Origin of the sequence: Shewanella abyssi, from assembly GCF_023284025.1 — a bacterium.
Classification (GTDB): domain Bacteria; phylum Pseudomonadota; class Gammaproteobacteria; order Enterobacterales; family Shewanellaceae; genus Shewanella; species Shewanella abyssi.
In genome coordinates this window covers 1-19,608 of sequence record NZ_JAKIKR010000039.1, presented here as the reverse complement: position 1 = coordinate 19,608, position 19,608 = coordinate 1, and the positions used below count along the sequence as shown (strand labels likewise).

The following is a 19,608-nucleotide window of genomic DNA, read 5'->3' as shown; positions in this document are numbered from 1 at the left end:
GCCTGCTCTGTCTTTGTCTAAAGTTAATTAAATTCTCCGTAACACTGAGGCTTGAATGAAGATATCGATTTCTGGCAAAGAGACCATCTCTATCTTTCAACTGACAGCGGTGTTCAGTATGTTGTTTGCCCTCGTCGGTTTTAGCTATAACGTGTGGCGCATGGAAATTACTGAGTACAATAACAATGTGCGCTCTGCCAGCTTCGAGTTGTTACTGCAGCTGTCTGAGCTGGAATCTATTGTCTACGCCGCCCATTATGACCAAGATATAATCCAAGGTAGCCCGCGAAAAGGTTGGGTAAAAGTCAATCTGATTGCCGATTTGAGTGTGGTTACTGAGCCTGAAATCCAAGTGGCAGCAGAGAGCTTAAAAGCGAATTGGCAACTCAATTGGGAGACTGTCGCCAGCAATGAAAATAGCGCGATGCAGGTGGTAGCAAAAATTGATGATACCCGTCTCAAAGTGCGGCAGTTACTGAGCACGCTAGAGTAAAAGTTGCGCCGCGATTATGCTTCACTATCGCTATTCTTGAAGCTAATTAATATTTTGTAAGCTCAGTAAAGTGGGGATTTCGGCTAAAAAGGAATTAACGGACTCTCTAGCATTACGGTTGTCATAAAGCGCGTAAATATCGGCTGCAATGGCCTCCTTTAACGGTATAAAACACACATCTTGCCATTGATGTTGACGATAACTTTGCGGAACAATCGATACTAAAGTGCTCGTTGCCACAATGGCCATTAACGTCGTTGGCTCAACCACCTCCTGCGCTACCTTAGGGTAAAATCCACTGCCAACAAGGCGCTCAATAATCATATCGGTAGAGGCTGAATTAGTTCGATTGATGAAAACAAACTCTTCACTTATAAGATCACCCAGACTGAGGCTTTGTCTCATTCTCAATGGATGTTCATCAGACACCAAAACACACATGGGTTCTGCGTACAGGCGCTTTTCACTCAATGGGTAAATATTGCGAGTATCTGCAAATCGAGCCAAGCCGAGATCAATGCGATGTTCGATCAATGCTTGCTTCTGCTTCTGGGGCGATAATTCAATAAAATTAAAGGTATATTGCGGATGACTCTTTTTAAACTCTCTTAGCACGGTTCCAAAACCGACCCAAAATATTGAGCTCATTAACCCTATATTGATGGTGTTATCTAACGCTCGCCCCGCCTTAGCGACCTTGTTTATTGAATCGCCAAACAGTTCGAATAACAGTGCGCACTCTTGTTGCAGCAACATACCGACTTCGGTGAGCTGAACATGGCGAGTGGTACGCTCAAACAAGATGACATCAAGCACTGACTCTAACTCTTTAATTTGAGCACTCAAGGGCGATTTCGAAATATTAAGCTGTTCTGCCGCTTGTCCAAAATGCATGCACTGAGACACAGCATAAAAATAGCGAAGCATTTTCAACGTGATACGCCCACTTAATACATTCTCATTGATGGTCATTAGTCTAACCTCACTATTTGGCCATCAACATTGTACGGCTAATCAGGATAATAATGCGGAATTTAGTGATTAATTAGGAACAAAGCTTAGCGTAAATTAACCCTAAGATAATTAATCAGCAAGGAACAGACCATGACAATCGATCCTGTAAACAATGCACTAGCCACCATTTCAGCCCTTAAACCAAATTTCAAACCCAAGGCAGCATTCATCTTAGGCTCTGGCTTGGGCTGCCTTGCTGATGAACTAGAAGATAAAGTCTGTATTGCCTATGAAGATCTTGATGGCTTCCCCGTCAGTACTGTTGAAGGTCATTCTGGCGAACTAGTGCTAGGGCGAATGAATGGTGTTGACGTTGTTTGCATGAAAGGCCGCGGCCATTACTACGAACACCAAAGCATGAAAGTCATGACCAATCCGGTGCGTACTTTTAAGCGTTTGGGCTGCGAACTGCTCATTGTGACGAATGCCGCGGGGTCCTTGCGCCCTGACACTATTGATGTTGGCTCCCTGGTTATTTTCAATGACCACATCAATACCATGCCGGGCACGCCAATGACGGGGCGTAATGATGACAACTATGGTCCGCGGTTTTTTAGCTTAGCCAATGCATATGACAAATCCTTACGTTTGGAAGCATTAGCGATCGCCAAAAGAGAGGGTATTAAGGCCTCTGAAGGGGTATTTGTCTCTTATAGTGGGCCTAACTTTGAAACTGCTGCTGAAATACGCATGATGCAGATTATTGGTGGCGACGTGGTCGGAATGTCAGTGGTACCAGAAGTGATATCCGCGGCGCACTGTAGCCTCCCCGTACTGGCTATTTGCGCCATCACAAATATGGCTGAAGGGCTAGGAGATGTTGCCTTGTCCCATGAACAGACCCTAAAGTGTGCCAAGCTAGCGCAAGATGACTTTATCAATCTCATCAAAGCATTTATGGCCGAACATTTTTGATGTTCTTCTCGTAGTAACAAGTATCCCTTTAGTCAGTGTTAATTCACTCCGTGTTAATTCAAAGTGCTGTAGGCAATTGGAACCACTTTGGTCGGCTATTCGGTTTATCAAGCAGTGCCTGACCTTTAAGAAAGATCAAAGTCGTGGTGCTTCGCCCATTTTTGTAATCAAGAGTAGAGCCAAGGGGTAAAGCGCTTGTACCCGCTCTTGATTTCATAAGAGTAAATTCTGATGTTCACTGATGTGGAGGTTTATCCAATTTAAATGCCTTTATTGATAAGCCAAATGCTGAGAGTTTGCGCTTTTATAACCCAGTGTAGATACGCCCGTGACCGTCCATGATCTGGTGAGGGATAACAAAGTTATCAAGCTATCGAACGAGAGGCATGGATGCCGAACTGGCCGTTTAACAAGTATGTTATTGATCATGGCCGAGCTTCCATGGACGGACTTGCAGCGTGTCACGGCAGTATCTGCACATGCACCGACCGCAGGTCATTGTCAACATGTTGGCGTAATGACCAGTGAGACTTACTCTCAATCGGGTTCGTACATGATGTGCAGCTTGTTGCCATCCAAGTCGCGGCAGTAAGCACCGAAGTAGCGTGGTCGATACCGGTAACCAGGGGTACCTTCGTCCGTTCCGCCAAGCATCAGGGCTGTCCGGTGGAACTCTTCTACGACATCGTTGCCCGCTGCTTTGAAAGTCACCTGAGTACCGTTGCCGCGGGTCGCCGGCTGTTGATCAAAAGGTTTCAATATCCAAAAGCAGCTCGGGCCACCGAGAGGCCCGTAACCTATCTCGTCGTCCGCTTCCATAGTGCGCACCATACCGAGAGTGTTCAGTAGGCGATCGTAAAACGCGCCCGCACGGGAGAGGTCGTTGGTGCCAAGGCAAATTCCTAAAAGCATTGTGGTTTCGTCCTAAAACAATGGGATGAAGGCCGAGTTGTTGAATCAGCCAGTAATTCATGGGGATGAGTTCCCCTCAAAGCTCAGTTAATAACAGGCAAGAAAATAACCACAGTGTTGCTGAATCTAGGAATTTATAGAGTCGGTACAGAGGGACTGTGTTTCATAATGCATTGATATTTCAACTTTGGGCACTAATGTGCCATTTTAAACTGACGTTAACAATACAAAATGCTCGTTAGTGAGCGTTGACCGGTATTGGATTTGCCCCAAACCTCGTTAGGTTTATCAAGCTTCGCTTTCATTTTAATAAAAAGAAAAGTCGTGGCGCTTCGCCCATTCTTGTAATAAAGAGTCGAGCCAAGGGGCAAAGCGCTTGTACCCGCTCTTGATTTCATAAGAGTCAATCCCTCAACGCCCCGGCGAAATTTAAACAGCAAAATTTCCAACTGGGGAGATGGGGGTTATCTGTTAGTTTGAATTTATAGTTGAGCTTTCGTGTTTTCTGATAGCGAACTCGAATGCCAAATGATTATGCTTTTAGAACCCCGTGTAGATGCAACGGAGGCCGTCGGAAACAGGGCCAATTATGTTCCCTACATAATTTGGCATTCCCTCCGTCCTTGGAGGTCAGATGTTTTTGTTGAGCTTACAGGGACCCTTTCATTTATAAAAAATTGCAGCGAGCCTCAGTTGCGTCTGCACATACGCTGACCGCAGGTCATTGGAACCACTTTGGTCAGCAGCTAAAGCATTTATGCCCCAAAACAACTTAGAGCTAATTCAATTCGTCACTCCAGTAACGCTTCTGGACTGGAGTCTAGCGACCTTTGCTTTGTATTTGGAGTAAGGGTCAACGATCTGCAGCCAATGCGCTAGTGTCTTTGCAAGCCGCCGTAAAATCTTCCCTGATGGCTCTGCTAAATCATCCCTGATTTAGAAGCTTGCACGCCACTCAGCGCACAAGCTGCTAGGAAGTTCATCGAAGCGTCAAACTCATTTATGCCCCAAAGATTTTTAGAACACTAATTTTCACCGACCGTACAATGCGTGCTTACCATACCAGAGTTTATGTGAACTACGACTTTACATACCTACGTTATGCGCTAAATCTGGAATGGATCAATGAGGCATTATTCCTAATATGTAATATGGTACAGTAACTTTTTGTTTGCTTGGGCTTACTGATGTTAAAAGAGATTATTGAAAAACAAGAGTTTTCATCCCCACTGTTGTTTGAGGTTTGCTCTAAGCAATTAGAAAGCACTCCAGACTGTTACTATACACACTACTTACTAGGTCGCCATTTTCAGGAACTGGAAAAATGGCGAGATGCCATTAAATATTTTAAGCAATCTCTATTACTAGACCATGCAAAACTTGGGGTATGGCAAGGATTACATAACTCATTAATTTCTTCTGGCGGGGCAACTAAGGGGATCGAAGAGTTTGCAACCTTCATTAATCGAGAGTTGCACAGCAAACTTGATATTGAAGAACTTGATGGTGATATGCTCCTTTTCCGTGTTGTGGAAACTAAGTATGCCGAGGGCTTTACAGTCGAGGAACAAGGTAGATTTAGTCCAACTAAAAATTATAGAAAGCCAAAAGAAGATGGACCTTGGTATGATTTACATGAAAATCGCCCTCACCAAGCAGTAAAAGTTGAGAATGTAAAACTGGCAGGTCTAGATCTAAAGCTAATGGAGTTATCGATTGGAGGTTTGTACAACATTCTATGCTTTACGCTCGTTAGTAAAGCTAACATTGAGAGTTTTAGGAGGTTATATAACATCAATAAATTTCAAGAGGATAGCTCCAAAGAGTATAGTGTAATTGTTATTAATGACTCAAAGGAATTCCTTCGTCGTGTTGTAGGACTTCATCCTTGTATGGAGTATGGAGACGTTTGGTATTTACCAACTGGTGTAGTAGAGCGTTCTAACGGGATTTTATTCCCGTTTATTAAAGACGAAGAATATGCTGAAGAGTTTGAGTTTAGGCTTGCTACACAACATATTAAAAGTCCTAAATTAGGTGAAGCTGTATTTTTAAATATGGGTCGGCTGGACGATATAGCTGAAGTAGTTAAACCTTCAGAGTTACTTGAGTATGTTGGAAATCGATTTAAGTAGCTTAAAGTTATTCCCGCGCGAATAAACAAAGTTCTTAAACAGAACTAAAATAGTAGGTTTCGCTACACATTATAACCAACTATTTCAGTCAGCTTAGAGCGGCGTTAGTACATATCCGATTACCATACTTTTCCTAATGCCTACAGCCACCTTTAGAGCTTGAACTCTAACCCACTTCTGTCCAATAATGAGCTAGACGCTACTCTGAACTCGCTGGCAGATCATCTGCTGTGGAACGTGCAAGCTTCTGAAAAAGGGATTTTTCAGCAGAGCCTACATGGAGGTATTCACGGCGGCTTGCAAAGGAACATAGTGGATGAGCTGCTTTCCATCATAAGTAGATGTTTTAGGTAATGGCACTAGATCCCGGCCCATAAGCCTTGCCGAGATGACTCCCAATTATTCCCAAGTTGTTCTGCTAAGCTATCTCATTTCTGTCCGTGCGACCTGAAGTCGTATGAAGCGCTGTTCACCGCGATAAGAGTGAACCATCTGTATCACCAGATGCCCCTAAGACTCTGAATAAAGCAGCGAGTCTGACAATGTAACGAAGTCCATTGGACGGGAACAGAATCGTGAGAGGATGTTCCTCCTGATAACCACAATCGGGTAAGTGCTAGGGTGTCAGTATGATGAACGTAAGTGAATCCATTTAAGGTGCGTTATATGAGAAACAGCGGAAGTGGTTAATACGCTGTGGCCAAAAGGCACGAGAGTTGGAAAGAGATTGGACAGTGCTCTTTCGTGATCAAATAACTCTTCGCACTATAGTGGGCATCTACCCTGACATTGCGCAACATACGGAACAGGGTAAGCCTGTATTGCTCCCTTTGGGGAAAGTTATCTGTGAAGATAGCCGATAGTGGTGCAGGTAAAGGAGGCTGGAGAAAGCCAAAGCTGCATTGTAATGATGCAGATACAGACCTTGTGTCTGGCACGAAAGTGAGCCCACTTCCAGCTGGTCTCCCGTTGCAAGAAAATTAGAAGAACTTTGTTAATGGAGAAACGCAAATGATGACTTCAAATGAAGTTAGTGCCTCTCCTTGCTTTGCTCAACGATAATCCAAAGATTGGAAAGTCATAGAGCAGAAAGTATCAAAGCTTCAAGTTAGTATTGCAAAGGTAATCCCTGTGGTTACCGGGTAACATAGTACGCCTTAGTGGAGGCTTGAGCCGTATGCAGTGAAAGTTGCACGTACGGTTCTTAGGAGAGCGGCACCTGGCAACAGGTGTCGCTTATCCGACAAAAGCGTGTCAGACGCTACATTGAACTTGCTGACAGAGCATGTGCTGTGGGGCGTGCAAGCTTCTAAATCACGGATGATTTAGCAGAGCCTACATGGACGTACTTGTGGCGGCTTGCTATGACACAGGGCGCATGCTCTGCAATTTCAATATGGCCTGATAATTTCAGACTTAAAGGCACTGGATACCGGCCCAGAAGCTTCACTCGGCAATTGCTCCCTGCATTGCTCTACCTCCTGAATCTGACCTACACGGACGTAGGAAATGCTATTGTTGTTGGAACTATCAACAGCCATTCAGTCGCGGGATGACGGATCTGGCTCAGATGTTGCTTATTACATGGCATAGCATTACATGCCTCCGCCTAAGCGTTTGCTGACTTTCCAATTTAAAATCAAACGCACAATAAAAAAGCCAGTGGCGGTTAGCAACTGGCTTTAATAAATCTAAACATGTTAGAACAACTAGCGATTAGTCCCAGATAAACTCTCGAAAGTGCTTACGGCAAACTGACTCGTAGCTTTCGTTGCCACCAATGGCGACCTGTTCACCCTCTCGCATTGGCTTGCCACTATCATCAAGACGTACCACCATATTGGCTTTACGACCACAGTGACAAATCGTTTTCAGTTCGACTAGCTTATCAGCCCAAGCAAGTAGGTATTGGCTACCACTGAACAACTCACCTTGGAAATCGGTTTTAAGGCCGTAACACAGCACTGGAATATCGAGAATATCCACCACATAAGTCAACTGCTTGACCTGCTCTTTACTTAAAAACTGAGATTCATCAATTAAAATACAGTGCAGCTTTTGCTCGTTGTGAGCAGTACCGATCATAGTGGTTAAATCATCACCACTACCAAATACCTGCGCTTCGGTTTCGATGCCAATACGCGAGGACACTTTACCGACACCATATCGATTATCGATTGACGCCGTCATGACCAAGGTATTCATGCCACGTTCACGGTAGTTATATGAAGACTGTAATAATGAAGTCGACTTACCGGCGTTCATTGCTGAGTAATAAAAATAAAGTTGCGCCAAACCGAGAGTCCTTAAGGTTGAATTCATTGCTAGTCTAGCATTATTAGCTAGCACAGATCATCCACAATCCACCATATAGTGAGGCTCATCATTCGCTATTTTACTCACTAACTTTATTACCTTAACTAGTGTAATCCTCTAGCAAACAGCCAAACACTAGTAAGTTGATAGCTATTTTTAAGCACTCTTATATCAGCATGATATAGCGCAAATTTAACGAGTCACTCCCCCTTTACACTTGTCATACAAAGTTAATATTTAAAATTCGACTAAAACTCATATAGCTCACAGCAAAACACACAATTAACAAGAGAAGTTAACGCCATTCTTAAGGATCAATTAACAAACAGTTGATAGTGTGACTTGTAAAGAACATAAGAAATAACAACTATAATGAAGGAAGTATTACCAGATGCATAAAACACTCATCGCCGCAGCTATTACTGCAACGCTCGCGTTAAGCGCCTGCTCAACCACTAAAAACGATCCAATGGCAGCGACTATGGTGCAAACTCAGAATCCTTTTTTACAAGCCAGTGTTTTACAATATCAAGCGCCTGATTTTAGCTTGATTAAAGACCAGCATTTCGCGCCGGCACTTGAGCAAGGGATCAAGGAACATTATCAAGAGATCCTCGAATTAGCCAATAACCCCGATGCCGCCACGTTCGACAATACCATTGTGGCGATGGAAAAAAGTGGTCAGCTGTTAAACCGTACCTCCAAGGTTTTTTATAACCTCACAGGCTCAAACAGCAACCCGACACTGCGTCAGGTACAAGGCGAAATGGCGCCAAAAATGGCAGCGCATTCCGACAATATCAATCTCAACCCTGCGTTATTTGCCCGTGTCGAGAATATCTATAACAACCGTGCAGATCTAAACCTATCAGCAGAGGCTAACCGCTTAGTCGAGGTTTACTATCAGCGCTTTGTTCGCGCCGGTGCCAAGCTCAGCGATAGCCAGAAACTGCAGATCCGCGCATTAAACGAAGAGCAATCCACACTCACCAATGAGTTTGCTCAACGCTTAATGCGACTGACCAAAGAGATCGCTATTGTGGTAGACGATAAGGCTGAACTCAGCGGTTTATCTGCTAGCGCTATTCGTGCCGCTGCAGCGGATGCTACAGCCAATGGCCACGACGGTCAGTATCAACTCAACCTCACCAACACCACGCGTCAGCCAGTGCTGACGCACTTGGATAATCGTGAGCTACGCCAGCAAATATGGCAAGCCTCAGCCAATCGTGGTCTTGAGGGCGAAAATGAAACCGCCTCTTTTGTTGCCCGTTTAGCGCAGCTTAGAGCTGAGCGCGCAGAGCTACTTGGGTTTGACAGTTGGGCTGATTACCGCCTCGCACCACAAATGGCCAAAACGCCAGAAGCGGTGTACAAGATGTTCGGCTCCATGGTGCCGGCCGTTGTTGCCAATACCAATAAAGAAGCTGCCGACATTCAAGCGATGATAAACAGCACTGGCGGTGATTTTGAACTGGCACCGTGGGACTGGGCTTACTATGCCGAACTTGTTCGCAAAGATAAGTATGATCTCGACGCTAGCGCCATTCGCCCCTACTTTGAGTTTGATCGGGTATTAAAAGATGGGGTGTTTTTCACCCTTAACGCCCTTTATGGTGTCAGCTTTACCCCGCGTCCAGATCTGCCCGTTTACCATAGCGACGTAAAAGCCTATGAGATGTTTGATGAAGATGGTACGAGTTTAGCCATTTTCTACGCCGACCATTTTGCCAGAGAAGGCAAACGCGGCGGTGCTTGGATGAGCTCGTTTGTCGGTCAATCTAAGCTGTTAAACAGCAAGCCGGTGGTTGTCAACGTGATGAACATTAAAAAGGCGCCAGCGGGAGAACCGACCTTTGTCAGCTACGATGAAGTGACCACCATGTTCCACGAGATGGGCCACGGTACTCATGGCATGTTCTCTAAGGTGAATTACCCTACCCTTTCAGGTACCTCTGTTTCACGGGATTTTGTTGAATTTCCATCCACCTTCGAAGAGGATTGGGCGGCGCATCCTAAAGTGTTAGCCAACTATGCCAAGCACTATGAAACCGGTGAGGCGATCCCAGAGGAGCTGCTTAATAAATTGCTTAAATCGCGTAGCTTTAACCAAGGCTTCGATACACTGGAATATATGTCGGCTGCCTTGGTCGATTTGGAGTGGCATTCCCTTAAAGCCGATGCACCACTGCAAGATGTTGCCAGCTTTGAAGCTGCGGCACTTAAAAAGCACGGCGTCGACCTGCCTGCTGTACCGCCAAGATATAGGTCGACCTACTTTGCTCACGCGTTCCCTGGTGGCTATTCAGCCAGTTACTACGCTTACATGTGGAGTGAAATTCTGGCGGCCGATGCCTTTGCTTACGTACAAACTCAAGGCGGCTTGAACCGTGAAATAGGCATGAAGTTTAGAAAAACCATTCGTGAGGTCGGTAATACTGTGCCACCGATGGATGCCTATAAAGCCTTTAGAGGTCAAGAGCCAACGACTGAAGCCTTGCTTAATCGCCGTGGTTTAAACAACTAAACTAATAGGCTTATCTCAGGACGGGACAATAGCCACAAAAAAGCCGCTCTCATTGAGAGCGGCTTTTTAATGCCTAACGAAAAGCTTGCTAAACTAAGAGGTGGTTCGCTGACAAGACTTAATCCGCAGTATAATCACGCTAATCACAAACAACACACTACAGGTCAATAAGCCTGCCATCACTGATCCGGTGAAACCGAGTACAATGTAACCGCCTAAACTAATGCCAGCGACAATTAACGCATAAGGTAACTGCGTGATCACATGGTCAATATGATGGCAATTAGCCCCCGTAGAAGACAAAATAGTGGTGTCTGATATCGGTGAACAATGGTCGCCAAATACTGCCCCAGCAAGCACTGCTGCCAGCATGGGTAGCATCATGGTCGTGTCGCTTCCCATCGCCATATCGGCAGCAATAGGTAACATAATACCGAATGTACCCCAGCTGGTGCCGGTTGAGAATGCGGTTAAGCCAGCCAAAATAAACAGCATTGCTGGCAACATCGCAAACGGAATATTACCGGTCGCTAAACTCGCCATATACTTGCCAGTTTCAAGCTGACCGATAACACCGGCTATCGTCCATGCAAAGAGCAAGATGTAGATTGCTGGCAGCATAGATTTAGCGCCTTCGACCACGCCTTTAACGATCATCATCTTCTCTACACCTTGGTAGGTGATCAGCACCAGCGTGACGATTAAACCAATTAAGGCCCCAAAGAATAGTGATGAACCAACATCGGTATTTTCGAATGCGCCAATCAAGCTAAAGGCTTCATTTTTAGCAGCAAGCGCATCACCACCACTACTGACCATAAAGTAGAATGTGGCAAAGACTAAGACTGTTATGGGTAAGAATAATCCGAGGATTTTACCGCTATCCGCTTCTGGCAAACCAGAGTTAGCGCCTGGGGGTAATCCTTTTGACTCATCATAGAGGTTACCTTTCTGCGCATTGAGCTCATGTTGACGCATTGGGCCAATATCGAGGCCCATCAGCGCGACACACAGTAGCAGTAATAAGGCGAAGATAGCGTAGAAGTTCATCGGGATCATCTGCACGAACGTGCTTAAATGTCCTGAATCGGTAAATCCGTGCGCCGTTAAAATACCACCAATCAAGGCAATGATGTACGCGCCCCAGCTCGATACCGGTGAGATAACACAGATAGGTGCAGCCGTTGAATCCAGCAGATAAGCAAGCTTACTACGAGAGATATAGTAACGGTCTGTTAAGGGCCTTGCGACACTCCCCACCACTAAACTATTAAAGTAGTCATCAATAAACACCACACAACCAAGGAACATGGTTAATAGTTTAGCGTCACGCTTATTACGAATATGAGTGCGAGCCCAATCGGCAAACGCACGAGCCGAGCCGCTAACGGTAATCAGCGCGGTGATCATCCCAAGCACGACGAGAAAGCCAAGTATGTATAGGTTCCAGCTGTTGAATGCGCCATCATCCCACACCAACGCCAGCACTTTAGTACCCACGTATTGCGCAGTATTTGCAGCAGAGAAATCTGTCAGCAGTAGTGCACCCAGTAGGATCCCCACCCCAAGAGAAAGTAAAACACGACGGGTTAACATCGCCAGTACGATTGCAACTACCGGAGGCAGCAACGAAAGTGCCGAATCGGCATAGCTTAAAATTGTCATTTAATTATTATCTTCGCTAAGTACGAATGGAGGCCGACTGAACTGGTGGGATATAGCATTGAGAGCTGATTACACCTGTCCTATCAGTAGCGCTCCACAGTAATATTAATGTTCGACATTAATATAAAATCTTCTTATCTTCCCGATAAGAAATACTATGGCAGTGCTGTTCCTATTTGGTAACAGCCCCAGCAACAAGCCTCGATATGCTTTGTCACTTCGGCATCAAATCCTTTCTCAACAAGTCATAGGCATCACCCTACTTGTCGGTACTAATATTGAATGCACCTCTACTTCTAAGGACGTTAAATAGACTGAGCTAATTAACGTGAGTGACATAAAAACATAAGCGGCTTTAGGGATGCTACCCTAAAGCCGCTTATCGTGACACAGATCGCAAACATTACCAACTCAAACTCATGACCGATAACAGCTTAGCAACCCTGAATAAACAACTCGGTGTTTTTCAGCTTGCCAGCGGCATAACGGCGACTAAGTTAAAGCAGCTCTATAAGCTGTGGCACTGCATCAAACAGATCCGCTTCCAATCCGTAGTCAGCCACCTGGAAAATCGGCGCTTCAGGATCTTTGTTGATTGCTACAATCACTTTTGAATCTTTCATGCCGGCGAGATGCTGGATAGCACCAGAAATACCCACGGCGATATACAAGTCTGGCGCGACAATTTTACCCGTTTGACCGACTTGAAGATCGTTAGGTACAAAGCCAGCATCAACTGCAGCACGTGATGCACCCAGTGCGCCACCTAACTTATCAGCAAGTTGCTCTAGTATGCCAAAGTTCTCACTGCTGCCCATTGCACGGCCGCCAGAGACGACAACAGATGCGCTACCCAGTTCTGGGCGCTCTGATTCGGTCAGGCTCTGAGACACAAACTCAACTTGAGGTGCAACCTCTTGAGTCAAAGTGACGAGTTCAGCACTACCATCGCTTGCAACCGCATCAAATGCACTTGAGCGCACTGTGATCACCTTTTTGTCATCCAAGCTCTGGACAGTCGCTAACGCGCTGCCAGCATAGATAGGACGAACAAACGTATCACTACTCACCACTGCTATCACTTCTGATAGCTGGTTAACGTCGAGTAATGCTGCAACCCGAGGCAATACATTCTTACCATGGCTAGAAGCCGCGGCAAGCACATGCTCATAGTCCGCTGCAACTTCAGTGACGACTTCGGCAATGTTTTCAGCGAGGCCGTTAACATAAACGGCGGCATCGGCAACCAATACGTTGCGTACGCCATTGAGCTGCTGTGCACTGCTTACCACATCGCCACAGTTGTGACCGACAACTAATACATCAATGTCGCCACCAATGGCTTGACCGCATGCAACCACTTTTGCGGTATCCAGTTTTAGACTGGCGTTATCGTGTTCTGCTAATACTAAAATTGCCATTAGATCACCTTCGCTTCATTCTTTAACTTTTCAACCAACTCTTCTACAGAAGACACCATCACACCCGCACTGCGCTCAGCAGGCGGAGTCACTTTAACGACTGTCTGGTGAGACTTTAAGGTCACATCGAAATCGGCTGGAGTGAGTGTTTCAAGTGGCTTACGCTTAGCTTTCATGATATTGGGCAATTTTGCGTAACGAGGCTCGTTCAAACGCAGGTCAGCGGTAACCACAGCAGGTAAAGGTAGCATCAGTGTTTGCAGGCCACCGTCAACTTCTCGCGTCACCGTCAGCTGATCAGCATTCACTTTTATTTCTGAGGCAAAGGTTGCTTGTGGCATTTTGCCTATCGCCGCTAACATTTGGCCTGTTTGGTTGTTATCGCTATCAATGGATTGCTTGCCCAAGATAACTAAGTCTACTTGCTCTTTTTTCTGTACCGCATGAATAAGCTTAGCGATAGATAAAGGCACAAGGTCTTCGTCAGTCTGAATATGGATAGCACGATCAGCACCGAGTGCGAGTGCCGTTCTCAATTGCTCCTGGGAAGCTTTTGGGCCGATACTCATGACGATCACTTCAGCAGCGCTTCCCGCTTCTTTTAAACGAACGGCTTCTTCTACAGCAATCTCACAAAACGGGTTAATCGCCATTTTAAGGTTTGCGGTATCGACACTTGTATTGTCAGCATTGACCCTGACCTTTACATTGGCATCGACGACACGTTTTACTGGCACCAATACTTTCATAGGGCTTCCTTGTTACGTCTCTTAATGAACGGGATTATGCGAATAGTCACTTATAGTACACAGCAACTATTACAGAAATTAGAGTCACTTTACGTGCTGTTGACGTTAACGTCAACCTAGAGTCGAACACCTGTTCACATTAATATAATGTGATAAGGCGTAATTGACCGATATCGATAACAATTGAGAAATATAATCGTCTTTTTTACAAATTAATCTTAATTAATACTTTTTATTCTAAATTAAATGGAAATAACATTTGATCCTAATCGAAATAGTTCCTATTATTTGCAACAGAATATAAAATCCTTTCCTATTTTAATTGGACGTTAATCATCATGAGCGAATTTTTAGATATATTGACCCACGGTCGCCGTTTTAAAGCTGCAGTTAAAGAGCTATCTCTTGAAGAGCTAAAAGATCTTGCTGTAAAACTTGAAAAAATTATCGAAGAAAAAGCATCTCAAGCTGAAGCAGAAAATGAAGCAATGGCTGAGCGTAATGCTAAAATTGAAGAGATCCGTCAACAAATGGAAGCCATTGGTTTATCAGTTGACGATATTGGTGGCGCTGGCATTAAAGCCGCTCCGAAGAAACGTGCACCACGTCCAGCTAAATACCAAATTGAAGTGAATGGCGACATGGTTCAGTGGACAGGCCAAGGCCGTATGCCAACTGTATTCAAGAATGAATTAGAAAAAGGTCGTACAATGGAAGACTTCCTTATTTAAGTTTCCGTTTACTTCCTATAAAAACCCAGCAATTGCTGGGTTTTTTGTTAATACACAGCCTAAAATCATATGCGCAGTTACAAATACTGTTTAGTAATTTTTGTTAAGTTAAGATATCCTCACACTTCCCTACTCTTCTAACAAACATAAGTACGGTAATGCATAATTATAAAATAATAGCCCTTGTCGCTCTACTTAGTGCGTTAACCAGCTACAGCACAATAGCCAATGACCAATTGACAGATAATACGCCTAAAATCACTGCGTTAAGTCATGCAACGCTAATGCTTAGCCCCGGAAAAACGCTATATGATGCCACCTTGTTAATTGAAAACAATCGAATAAAGTCGATTATTAACGATAATGACATTCCCCCAGGAGTGCTGGAAATTAACTTAGCAGGTCATATTATCTATCCAGGTTTTATAGACCCCTTTACCGAGTATGCAATCGAATATGAATCGACAAATGAAGCTAGTGATGATCCGGTTTATGAAATAAAACGAATTGGAGGTAATGCTGAGAATGGCGCGGTTCATTCAGAAAAAGAGTGGTTCAATTATGTTTATCCCGATAAAGAACAAGCGAAAAAGTGGATTGACAATGGTTTCACCAGTGTCCAGTCTAGCTATTTAGAGGGTATTTTTAGAGGGCGTGGAGTCAGTTTATCTCTGGCGGATAAAAAAGCGAACGATATTATATACAGCGCTAAAACCAACCAGTTTATGGCATTTGATAAGGGCTCATCTATTCAAGATTACCCGCAGTCATTAATGGGAAGCATGGCGCTTATTAGACAAACGTTTGCAGATGCACGTTGGTATAACGACAATATAAGTAAGAGTTCAAATACTGGCAACAACATTGAGTTTAACATCGCATTAGAGCGCCTAGGGGGTCTTGAAGAACAAAGCTTTATATTTCAAACCAAGAATTTGAATAATCAAATAAGAGCAGCTAGATTATTAAGTGAGCAAAAAGTAAGCGGAAGCCTCGTTGGTAATGGTCATGAATATGCCAGAATCGATGAACTGAAGTCTTACCCATATAGTTTAGTGCTGCCGTTGAATTACCCTGCCGCGCCAAAAATCATCGATAGTGACAGTGCCCGTGATGTGAGTTTAGCGACATTAAGACATTGGGAAAGTGCGCCAAGTAATCTCGCCATAGTCGCTCAAGCAGATGTGCCTTTTGCATTGACTCAATATGGAATAAAAGCCGACAAGTTTTGGCCACGACTTAAGCAAGCAATAAAGCGCGGCTTAGATGAAGAAACCGCCCTTGCCGCGCTCACAACAGAAGCCGCCGAAATTGCAGGCATAAGCAACATGGTCGGTCAACTAAAGCCAGGATTTATGGCTGATTTGGTGATTAGTAATGGCAATGTATTTGCAGATGGCAAGATAACCAGCATCTGGTTGCAAGGTGAAGAGCACCAGCTTATCAGTCGTGATCTTGCCATGCTCGCTCAACCATACCAACTGCAAATCAACGAACTCAGCTTTGATCTCAACATTGAGCAAGATCCCAGTTTAAGCGGTACTCTATCCAGTGGCGAAAAAGAGATAACACTGGCCAACGTTAGCTACAATCAGGGGCGAATGACTTTTAGTGCAGATCTAACCGAAGCAGGTATTAGTGGTATTAGTCGCTTTACATTGTGGTTTGATGAAGCGGGTCTGCGCGGTCGCCTACTCGATAGCAATAGTCAAACGATCCCCTTTGGCGGCACCAAGCTCGAACTTGTTGTTGATAATGAGCCAACGCAGCAACAGGACCATCAAGCTAGGTTAAGCCAAGTTGCTAAACAAACATCACCTAACGTGGCCTATGGTCTACAACAGCAACCTATTGAAGATAAGCTGCATATTAAGAATGCCACCATCTGGACATCAGCTAAAAGTGGCGTGCTTAATAATACTGACTTAATAATCTCTCAAGGTAACATCGAAGAGATCGGCAGCAACTTGCGTACACCGTCGGATTACCGAGTGATTGATGCAACGGGGATGCACCTAACCGCCGGTATTATCGATGAGCACTCGCACATTGCACTCAATGGCGGCATCAATGAAGCCACCGATGCCGTCACCTCCGAAGTCAGAATTGGCGATGTCATCAATCCCGATGATATTGCTATCTACCGCGGCCTTGCTGGCGGTGTCACCACGGCACAAATTTTACATGGCAGTGCCAACCCTATTGGTGGTCAAGCGCAGATCATTCAGCTCAAGTGGGGCGACAATGCCGAGCTGCTAAAGTTTGATGGTGCTCCTGCCAGTATAAAGTTCGCTTTGGGTGAAAACGTCAAGCAGAGTCATTGGGGCGATAACTTTAATCGCCGCTTCCCGCAAAGTCGCATTGGGGTGCAGTCACTCTTTAGTGAAGCCTTTAACGAAGCGCTAGCCTACCGAGCGGCACAAAAAGCCTATAAAAAAATGCGTTCAAGCGAACGCAGACGCACTATTGCACCGCAGTACAACTACCGCTTAGAAGCTGTGGCAGAAGTGTTAGAGCAGAAACGTAGTGTGCATATTCACTCCTATGTGCAGTCTGAAATCTTGATGTTTATCAGACTCGCCGAAGCTTACAACTTTAAAGTCGGTACCTTCACCCATATTCTTGAAGGTTACAAAGTCGCTGACGAGATGGCAAAACATGGCGCTTATGCATCAACCTTCTCAGACTGGTGGGCCTATAAATTCGAGGTTTATGATGCCATTCCACAAAATACCTGCTTAATGCAAAACAAGGGCGTACTCACCAGTATCAACTCTGATGATTATGAAATGCAGCGTCGACTCAACCAAGAAGCCGCTAAATCGATGATGTATTGCGGCATGGCAGCAGAAGATGCCTGGAAGATGATCACCATTAATCCTGCGATACAGCTAGGGATCGATGGGAAAGTCGGTTCACTGGTTGAAGGTAAGCAAGCGGATATCGTGCTCTGGAGCAATTCACCGCTGTCGGTTTACGCCAAAGTGGAATCCACTTGGGTCGAGGGCCGTCGTTACTTTAGCCGAGAGCAAGATAAACTGGCTCAAATTGCCGTTGAAACAGAGCGCGCTGCATTAATTCAAAAAATCCTGCAGAGCGACGACACCGATAAAAAGGGCGAAACCAGCAGCGAGAAAATAGAACCTGAATGGCACTGCGATACCCACTTCAACGCTTGGCAACAGACTGCTCAAGGAGCACTATAATGATGGTTACTCAATCGACTAAACACGCTTATTCGCTGCTTGGTTTTGTTGCTACTTTTATTAGCACTTTTATTGTTAGTAGTGCGGTTTATGCTCACGACATGCTACCAGCCCCCATTGAGAGTGGCGCCGTATTATTTACGAATGCCACCGTGCACTCTGTCACTCATGGTCAATTGCAACAGACTGACGTACTTATCGCTGATGGCAAAATTGTTGCGGTAGGTCAAAATCTGGCGGAGCCGGCAGCCATTGATGCGACCAATCCAACTCATGCAGCTGAGGCCGCGGAGTCTGCAAGCGCAGCTGTCAAAGCACGCTCTGCTACAGCACGCTCTGCTACAGCAGGCTTAATTGCAGATGCGGTGGTTATTGATGCCACTAAGAAGCACATCTATCCCGGATTAATCGCCCTTGATACCACCATGGGGCTGGTTGAAGTTGAGATGATGCGTTCAAGTAATGATGCCTACGAGGTTGGCTTTATCAACCCACAACTTGAAGCGATCAGCGCTTTTAACCCAGACTCGGAGATCATCCCCACCGTTCGTGTTAATGGCATTACCCATGCTCAGGTGGTACCACAAGGTGACGGCCTAGCAGGTCAGTCTGCCCTTGTCTCTATGGACAGCTGGACTATCGAAGATGCGCTGGTTGATAGCAACAAACAGTTCCACCTCTATTGGCCTTATATTCGCTGGCTGTCATCGGATACCGACAAGCGTCAAGAGCAGCTTGAAGATCTCAGTCAGCGTGTCGACAAGGTGCACCAAGCATTTGCCGATGCTCACCGTTATCAACTGGCGCTGCAAGCGGGGAAAATTGCTAAAATCGATCTGCGCTGGCAAGCATTAACATCCCTATTTGATGGCAATGCGCAGCTGTTTGTCCATGCTCAGTCACAAAAGCAGATAGAGGAAGCGATAGCACTTAGCAAGATCTACGGCTTTAAGATAGTCATTGTGGGCGGCTATGATGCTTGGCGATTAGCGGATGTGTTAAGTGAGGTCAATGCATCGGTTATTTACACCGAAACCTTAAGTTTGCCTAAGCGCAAGGATGAACCCATTGATCTCGCCTTTAAGATCCCTGCACTGCTTAAGCAAGCTAATATTCCATTTGCACTGGGTTTCTCATCTGACTGGAACAGCCGTAACTTACCCTTTGCAGCAGGACAAACGGTCGCCTATGGATTAACCAAGTCGCAAGCGCTACAAAGCATTACTCTTGACGCCGCAAAAATACTCGGTATCGATGATATGGGCGCCATAGCCCCTGGATTTAAAGCCAATATAATTATTGCCACTGGCGACATATTGGATCCGATGCAAGCCGCAATAGAGTCGGTGTACATTGATGGCCGAAAAATTGATTTAAATAATCGTCATCAACAGCTTTATCAAAAGTACCTAAAGCGCTATAACTTTGAATTTTAGCGCTTTAGGTACTTTTGATAAAGCTGTTGATGACGATTATTTAAATCAATTTTTCGGCCATCAATGTACACCGACTCTATTGCGGCTT

At 45.1% G+C, this 19,608-nt stretch carries 13 protein-coding genes and 1 riboswitch; of the genes, 7 read left to right on the top strand and 6 right to left on the bottom strand.

What is annotated here, in order from left to right; all coding sequences use genetic code 11:
- The first annotated feature begins 55 nt into the window (after nt 1-55).
- Complete coding sequence (locus L2755_RS15685) at nt 56-493, top strand: hypothetical protein (RefSeq protein WP_248981623.1); 438 nt, start codon at nt 56-58, stop codon at nt 491-493.
- Between the two features lie 42 nt (nt 494-535).
- Here L2755_RS15685 and L2755_RS15680 read toward each other — a convergent pair whose 3' ends face one another.
- Nucleotides 536-1,465, bottom strand: coding sequence for a LysR family transcriptional regulator (locus L2755_RS15680; protein ID WP_248981622.1), 930 nt, complete (start codon nt 1,463-1,465; stop codon nt 536-538).
- Between the two features lie 132 nt (nt 1,466-1,597).
- Here L2755_RS15680 and xapA point away from each other — a divergent pair, with 132 nt between their 5' ends.
- On the top strand, nt 1,598-2,422 hold the full coding sequence (gene xapA / locus L2755_RS15675) for a xanthosine phosphorylase (protein WP_248981621.1): 825 nt from the start codon (nt 1,598-1,600) through the stop codon (nt 2,420-2,422).
- A 537-nt stretch (nt 2,423-2,959) separates the two neighbouring features.
- On the opposite strand, the gene L2755_RS15670 is transcribed toward xapA, so the two are convergent.
- Complete coding sequence (locus tag L2755_RS15670) at nt 2,960-3,334, bottom strand: VOC family protein (protein WP_248981620.1); 375 nt, start codon at nt 3,332-3,334, stop codon at nt 2,960-2,962.
- Between the two features lie 1,187 nt (nt 3,335-4,521).
- Between L2755_RS15670 and L2755_RS15665 the strand changes: the two genes are divergently transcribed.
- The gene (locus tag L2755_RS15665; protein WP_248981619.1) at nt 4,522-5,469 is read left to right on the top strand and encodes a tetratricopeptide repeat protein; all 948 of its coding nucleotides are present in this window, start codon (nt 4,522-4,524) and stop codon (nt 5,467-5,469) included.
- Nucleotides 5,470-7,185: 1,716 nt separating this feature from the next.
- Here the strand turns inward: L2755_RS15665 and L2755_RS15660 are convergent.
- Nucleotides 7,186-7,764, bottom strand: a complete 579-nt coding sequence (locus L2755_RS15660) for a thymidine kinase (protein WP_248981618.1) — start codon at nt 7,762-7,764, stop codon at nt 7,186-7,188.
- A gap of 412 nt (nt 7,765-8,176) precedes the next feature.
- Between L2755_RS15660 and L2755_RS15655 the strand changes: the two genes are divergently transcribed.
- Entirely contained in the window at nt 8,177-10,312 is a 2,136-nt protein-coding gene (locus L2755_RS15655; protein ID WP_248981617.1) for a M3 family metallopeptidase, read from the top strand.
- A gap of 93 nt (nt 10,313-10,405) precedes the next feature.
- On the opposite strand, the gene L2755_RS15650 is transcribed toward L2755_RS15655, so the two are convergent.
- The 3 genes from L2755_RS15650 to L2755_RS15640 form a co-directional block, all read right to left on the bottom strand.
- A complete protein-coding gene (locus tag L2755_RS15650; protein WP_248981616.1) occupies nt 10,406-11,977 on the bottom strand; it encodes a Na+/H+ antiporter NhaC family protein in 1,572 nt (523 codons plus the stop codon).
- A 79-nt stretch (nt 11,978-12,056) separates the two neighbouring features.
- Nucleotides 12,057-12,278, bottom strand: a riboswitch (Lysine riboswitch).
- A 196-nt stretch (nt 12,279-12,474) separates the two neighbouring features.
- The gene (locus L2755_RS15645) at nt 12,475-13,398 is read right to left on the bottom strand and encodes an electron transfer flavoprotein subunit alpha/FixB family protein (RefSeq protein WP_248981615.1); all 924 of its coding nucleotides are present in this window, start codon (nt 13,396-13,398) and stop codon (nt 12,475-12,477) included.
- Nucleotides 13,398-14,147 carry an electron transfer flavoprotein subunit beta/FixA family protein gene (locus tag L2755_RS15640; protein ID WP_248981614.1) on the bottom strand — a complete coding sequence of 250 codons (750 nt, stop codon included), beginning with the start codon at nt 14,145-14,147 and terminating at the stop codon, nt 13,398-13,400. The genes L2755_RS15645 and L2755_RS15640 overlap by 1 nt, the downstream gene beginning before the upstream one ends.
- Before the next feature lie 338 nt (nt 14,148-14,485).
- Here L2755_RS15640 and L2755_RS15635 point away from each other — a divergent pair, with 338 nt between their 5' ends.
- From L2755_RS15635 to L2755_RS15625, 3 genes are all read left to right on the top strand, one after another.
- Nucleotides 14,486-14,878: an H-NS histone family protein gene (locus L2755_RS15635; protein WP_248981613.1), complete on the top strand. Its 393-nt coding sequence runs from the start codon at nt 14,486-14,488 to the stop codon at nt 14,876-14,878.
- A gap of 158 nt (nt 14,879-15,036) precedes the next feature.
- Nucleotides 15,037-18,084 carry an amidohydrolase family protein gene (locus tag L2755_RS15630; RefSeq protein WP_248981612.1) on the top strand — a complete coding sequence of 1,016 codons (3,048 nt, stop codon included), beginning with the start codon at nt 15,037-15,039 and terminating at the stop codon, nt 18,082-18,084.
- Complete coding sequence (locus tag L2755_RS15625) at nt 18,084-19,520, top strand: amidohydrolase family protein (RefSeq protein WP_428847804.1); 1,437 nt, start codon at nt 18,084-18,086, stop codon at nt 19,518-19,520. The genes L2755_RS15630 and L2755_RS15625 overlap by 1 nt, the downstream gene beginning before the upstream one ends.
- Nucleotides 19,521-19,608 lie beyond the last annotated feature (88 nt).

Bases quoted from the DNA above. Each gene is read 5' to 3' on its own strand.
- L2755_RS15685 (WP_248981623.1), top strand. From the start codon at position 56: ATGAAGATATCGATTTCTGGCAAAGAGACCATCTCTATCTTTCAACTG.
- L2755_RS15680 (WP_248981622.1), bottom strand. From the start codon at position 1,465: ATGACCATCAATGAGAATGTATTAAGTGGGCGTATCACGTTGAAAATG.
- xapA (WP_248981621.1), top strand. From the start codon at position 1,598: ATGACAATCGATCCTGTAAACAATGCACTAGCCACCATTTCAGCCCTT.
- L2755_RS15670 (WP_248981620.1), bottom strand. From the start codon at position 3,334: ATGCTTTTAGGAATTTGCCTTGGCACCAACGACCTCTCCCGTGCGGGC.
- L2755_RS15665 (WP_248981619.1), top strand. From the start codon at position 4,522: ATGTTAAAAGAGATTATTGAAAAACAAGAGTTTTCATCCCCACTGTTG.
- L2755_RS15655 (WP_248981617.1), top strand. From the start codon at position 8,177: ATGCATAAAACACTCATCGCCGCAGCTATTACTGCAACGCTCGCGTTA.
- L2755_RS15650 (WP_248981616.1), bottom strand. From the start codon at position 11,977: ATGACAATTTTAAGCTATGCCGATTCGGCACTTTCGTTGCTGCCTCCG.
- L2755_RS15645 (WP_248981615.1), bottom strand. From the start codon at position 13,398: ATGGCAATTTTAGTATTAGCAGAACACGATAACGCCAGTCTAAAACTG.
- L2755_RS15640 (WP_248981614.1), bottom strand. From the start codon at position 14,147: ATGAAAGTATTGGTGCCAGTAAAACGTGTCGTCGATGCCAATGTAAAG.
- L2755_RS15635 (WP_248981613.1), top strand. From the start codon at position 14,486: ATGAGCGAATTTTTAGATATATTGACCCACGGTCGCCGTTTTAAAGCT.
- L2755_RS15630 (WP_248981612.1), top strand. From the start codon at position 15,037: ATGCATAATTATAAAATAATAGCCCTTGTCGCTCTACTTAGTGCGTTA.
- L2755_RS15625 (WP_428847804.1), top strand. From the start codon at position 18,084: ATGATGGTTACTCAATCGACTAAACACGCTTATTCGCTGCTTGGTTTT.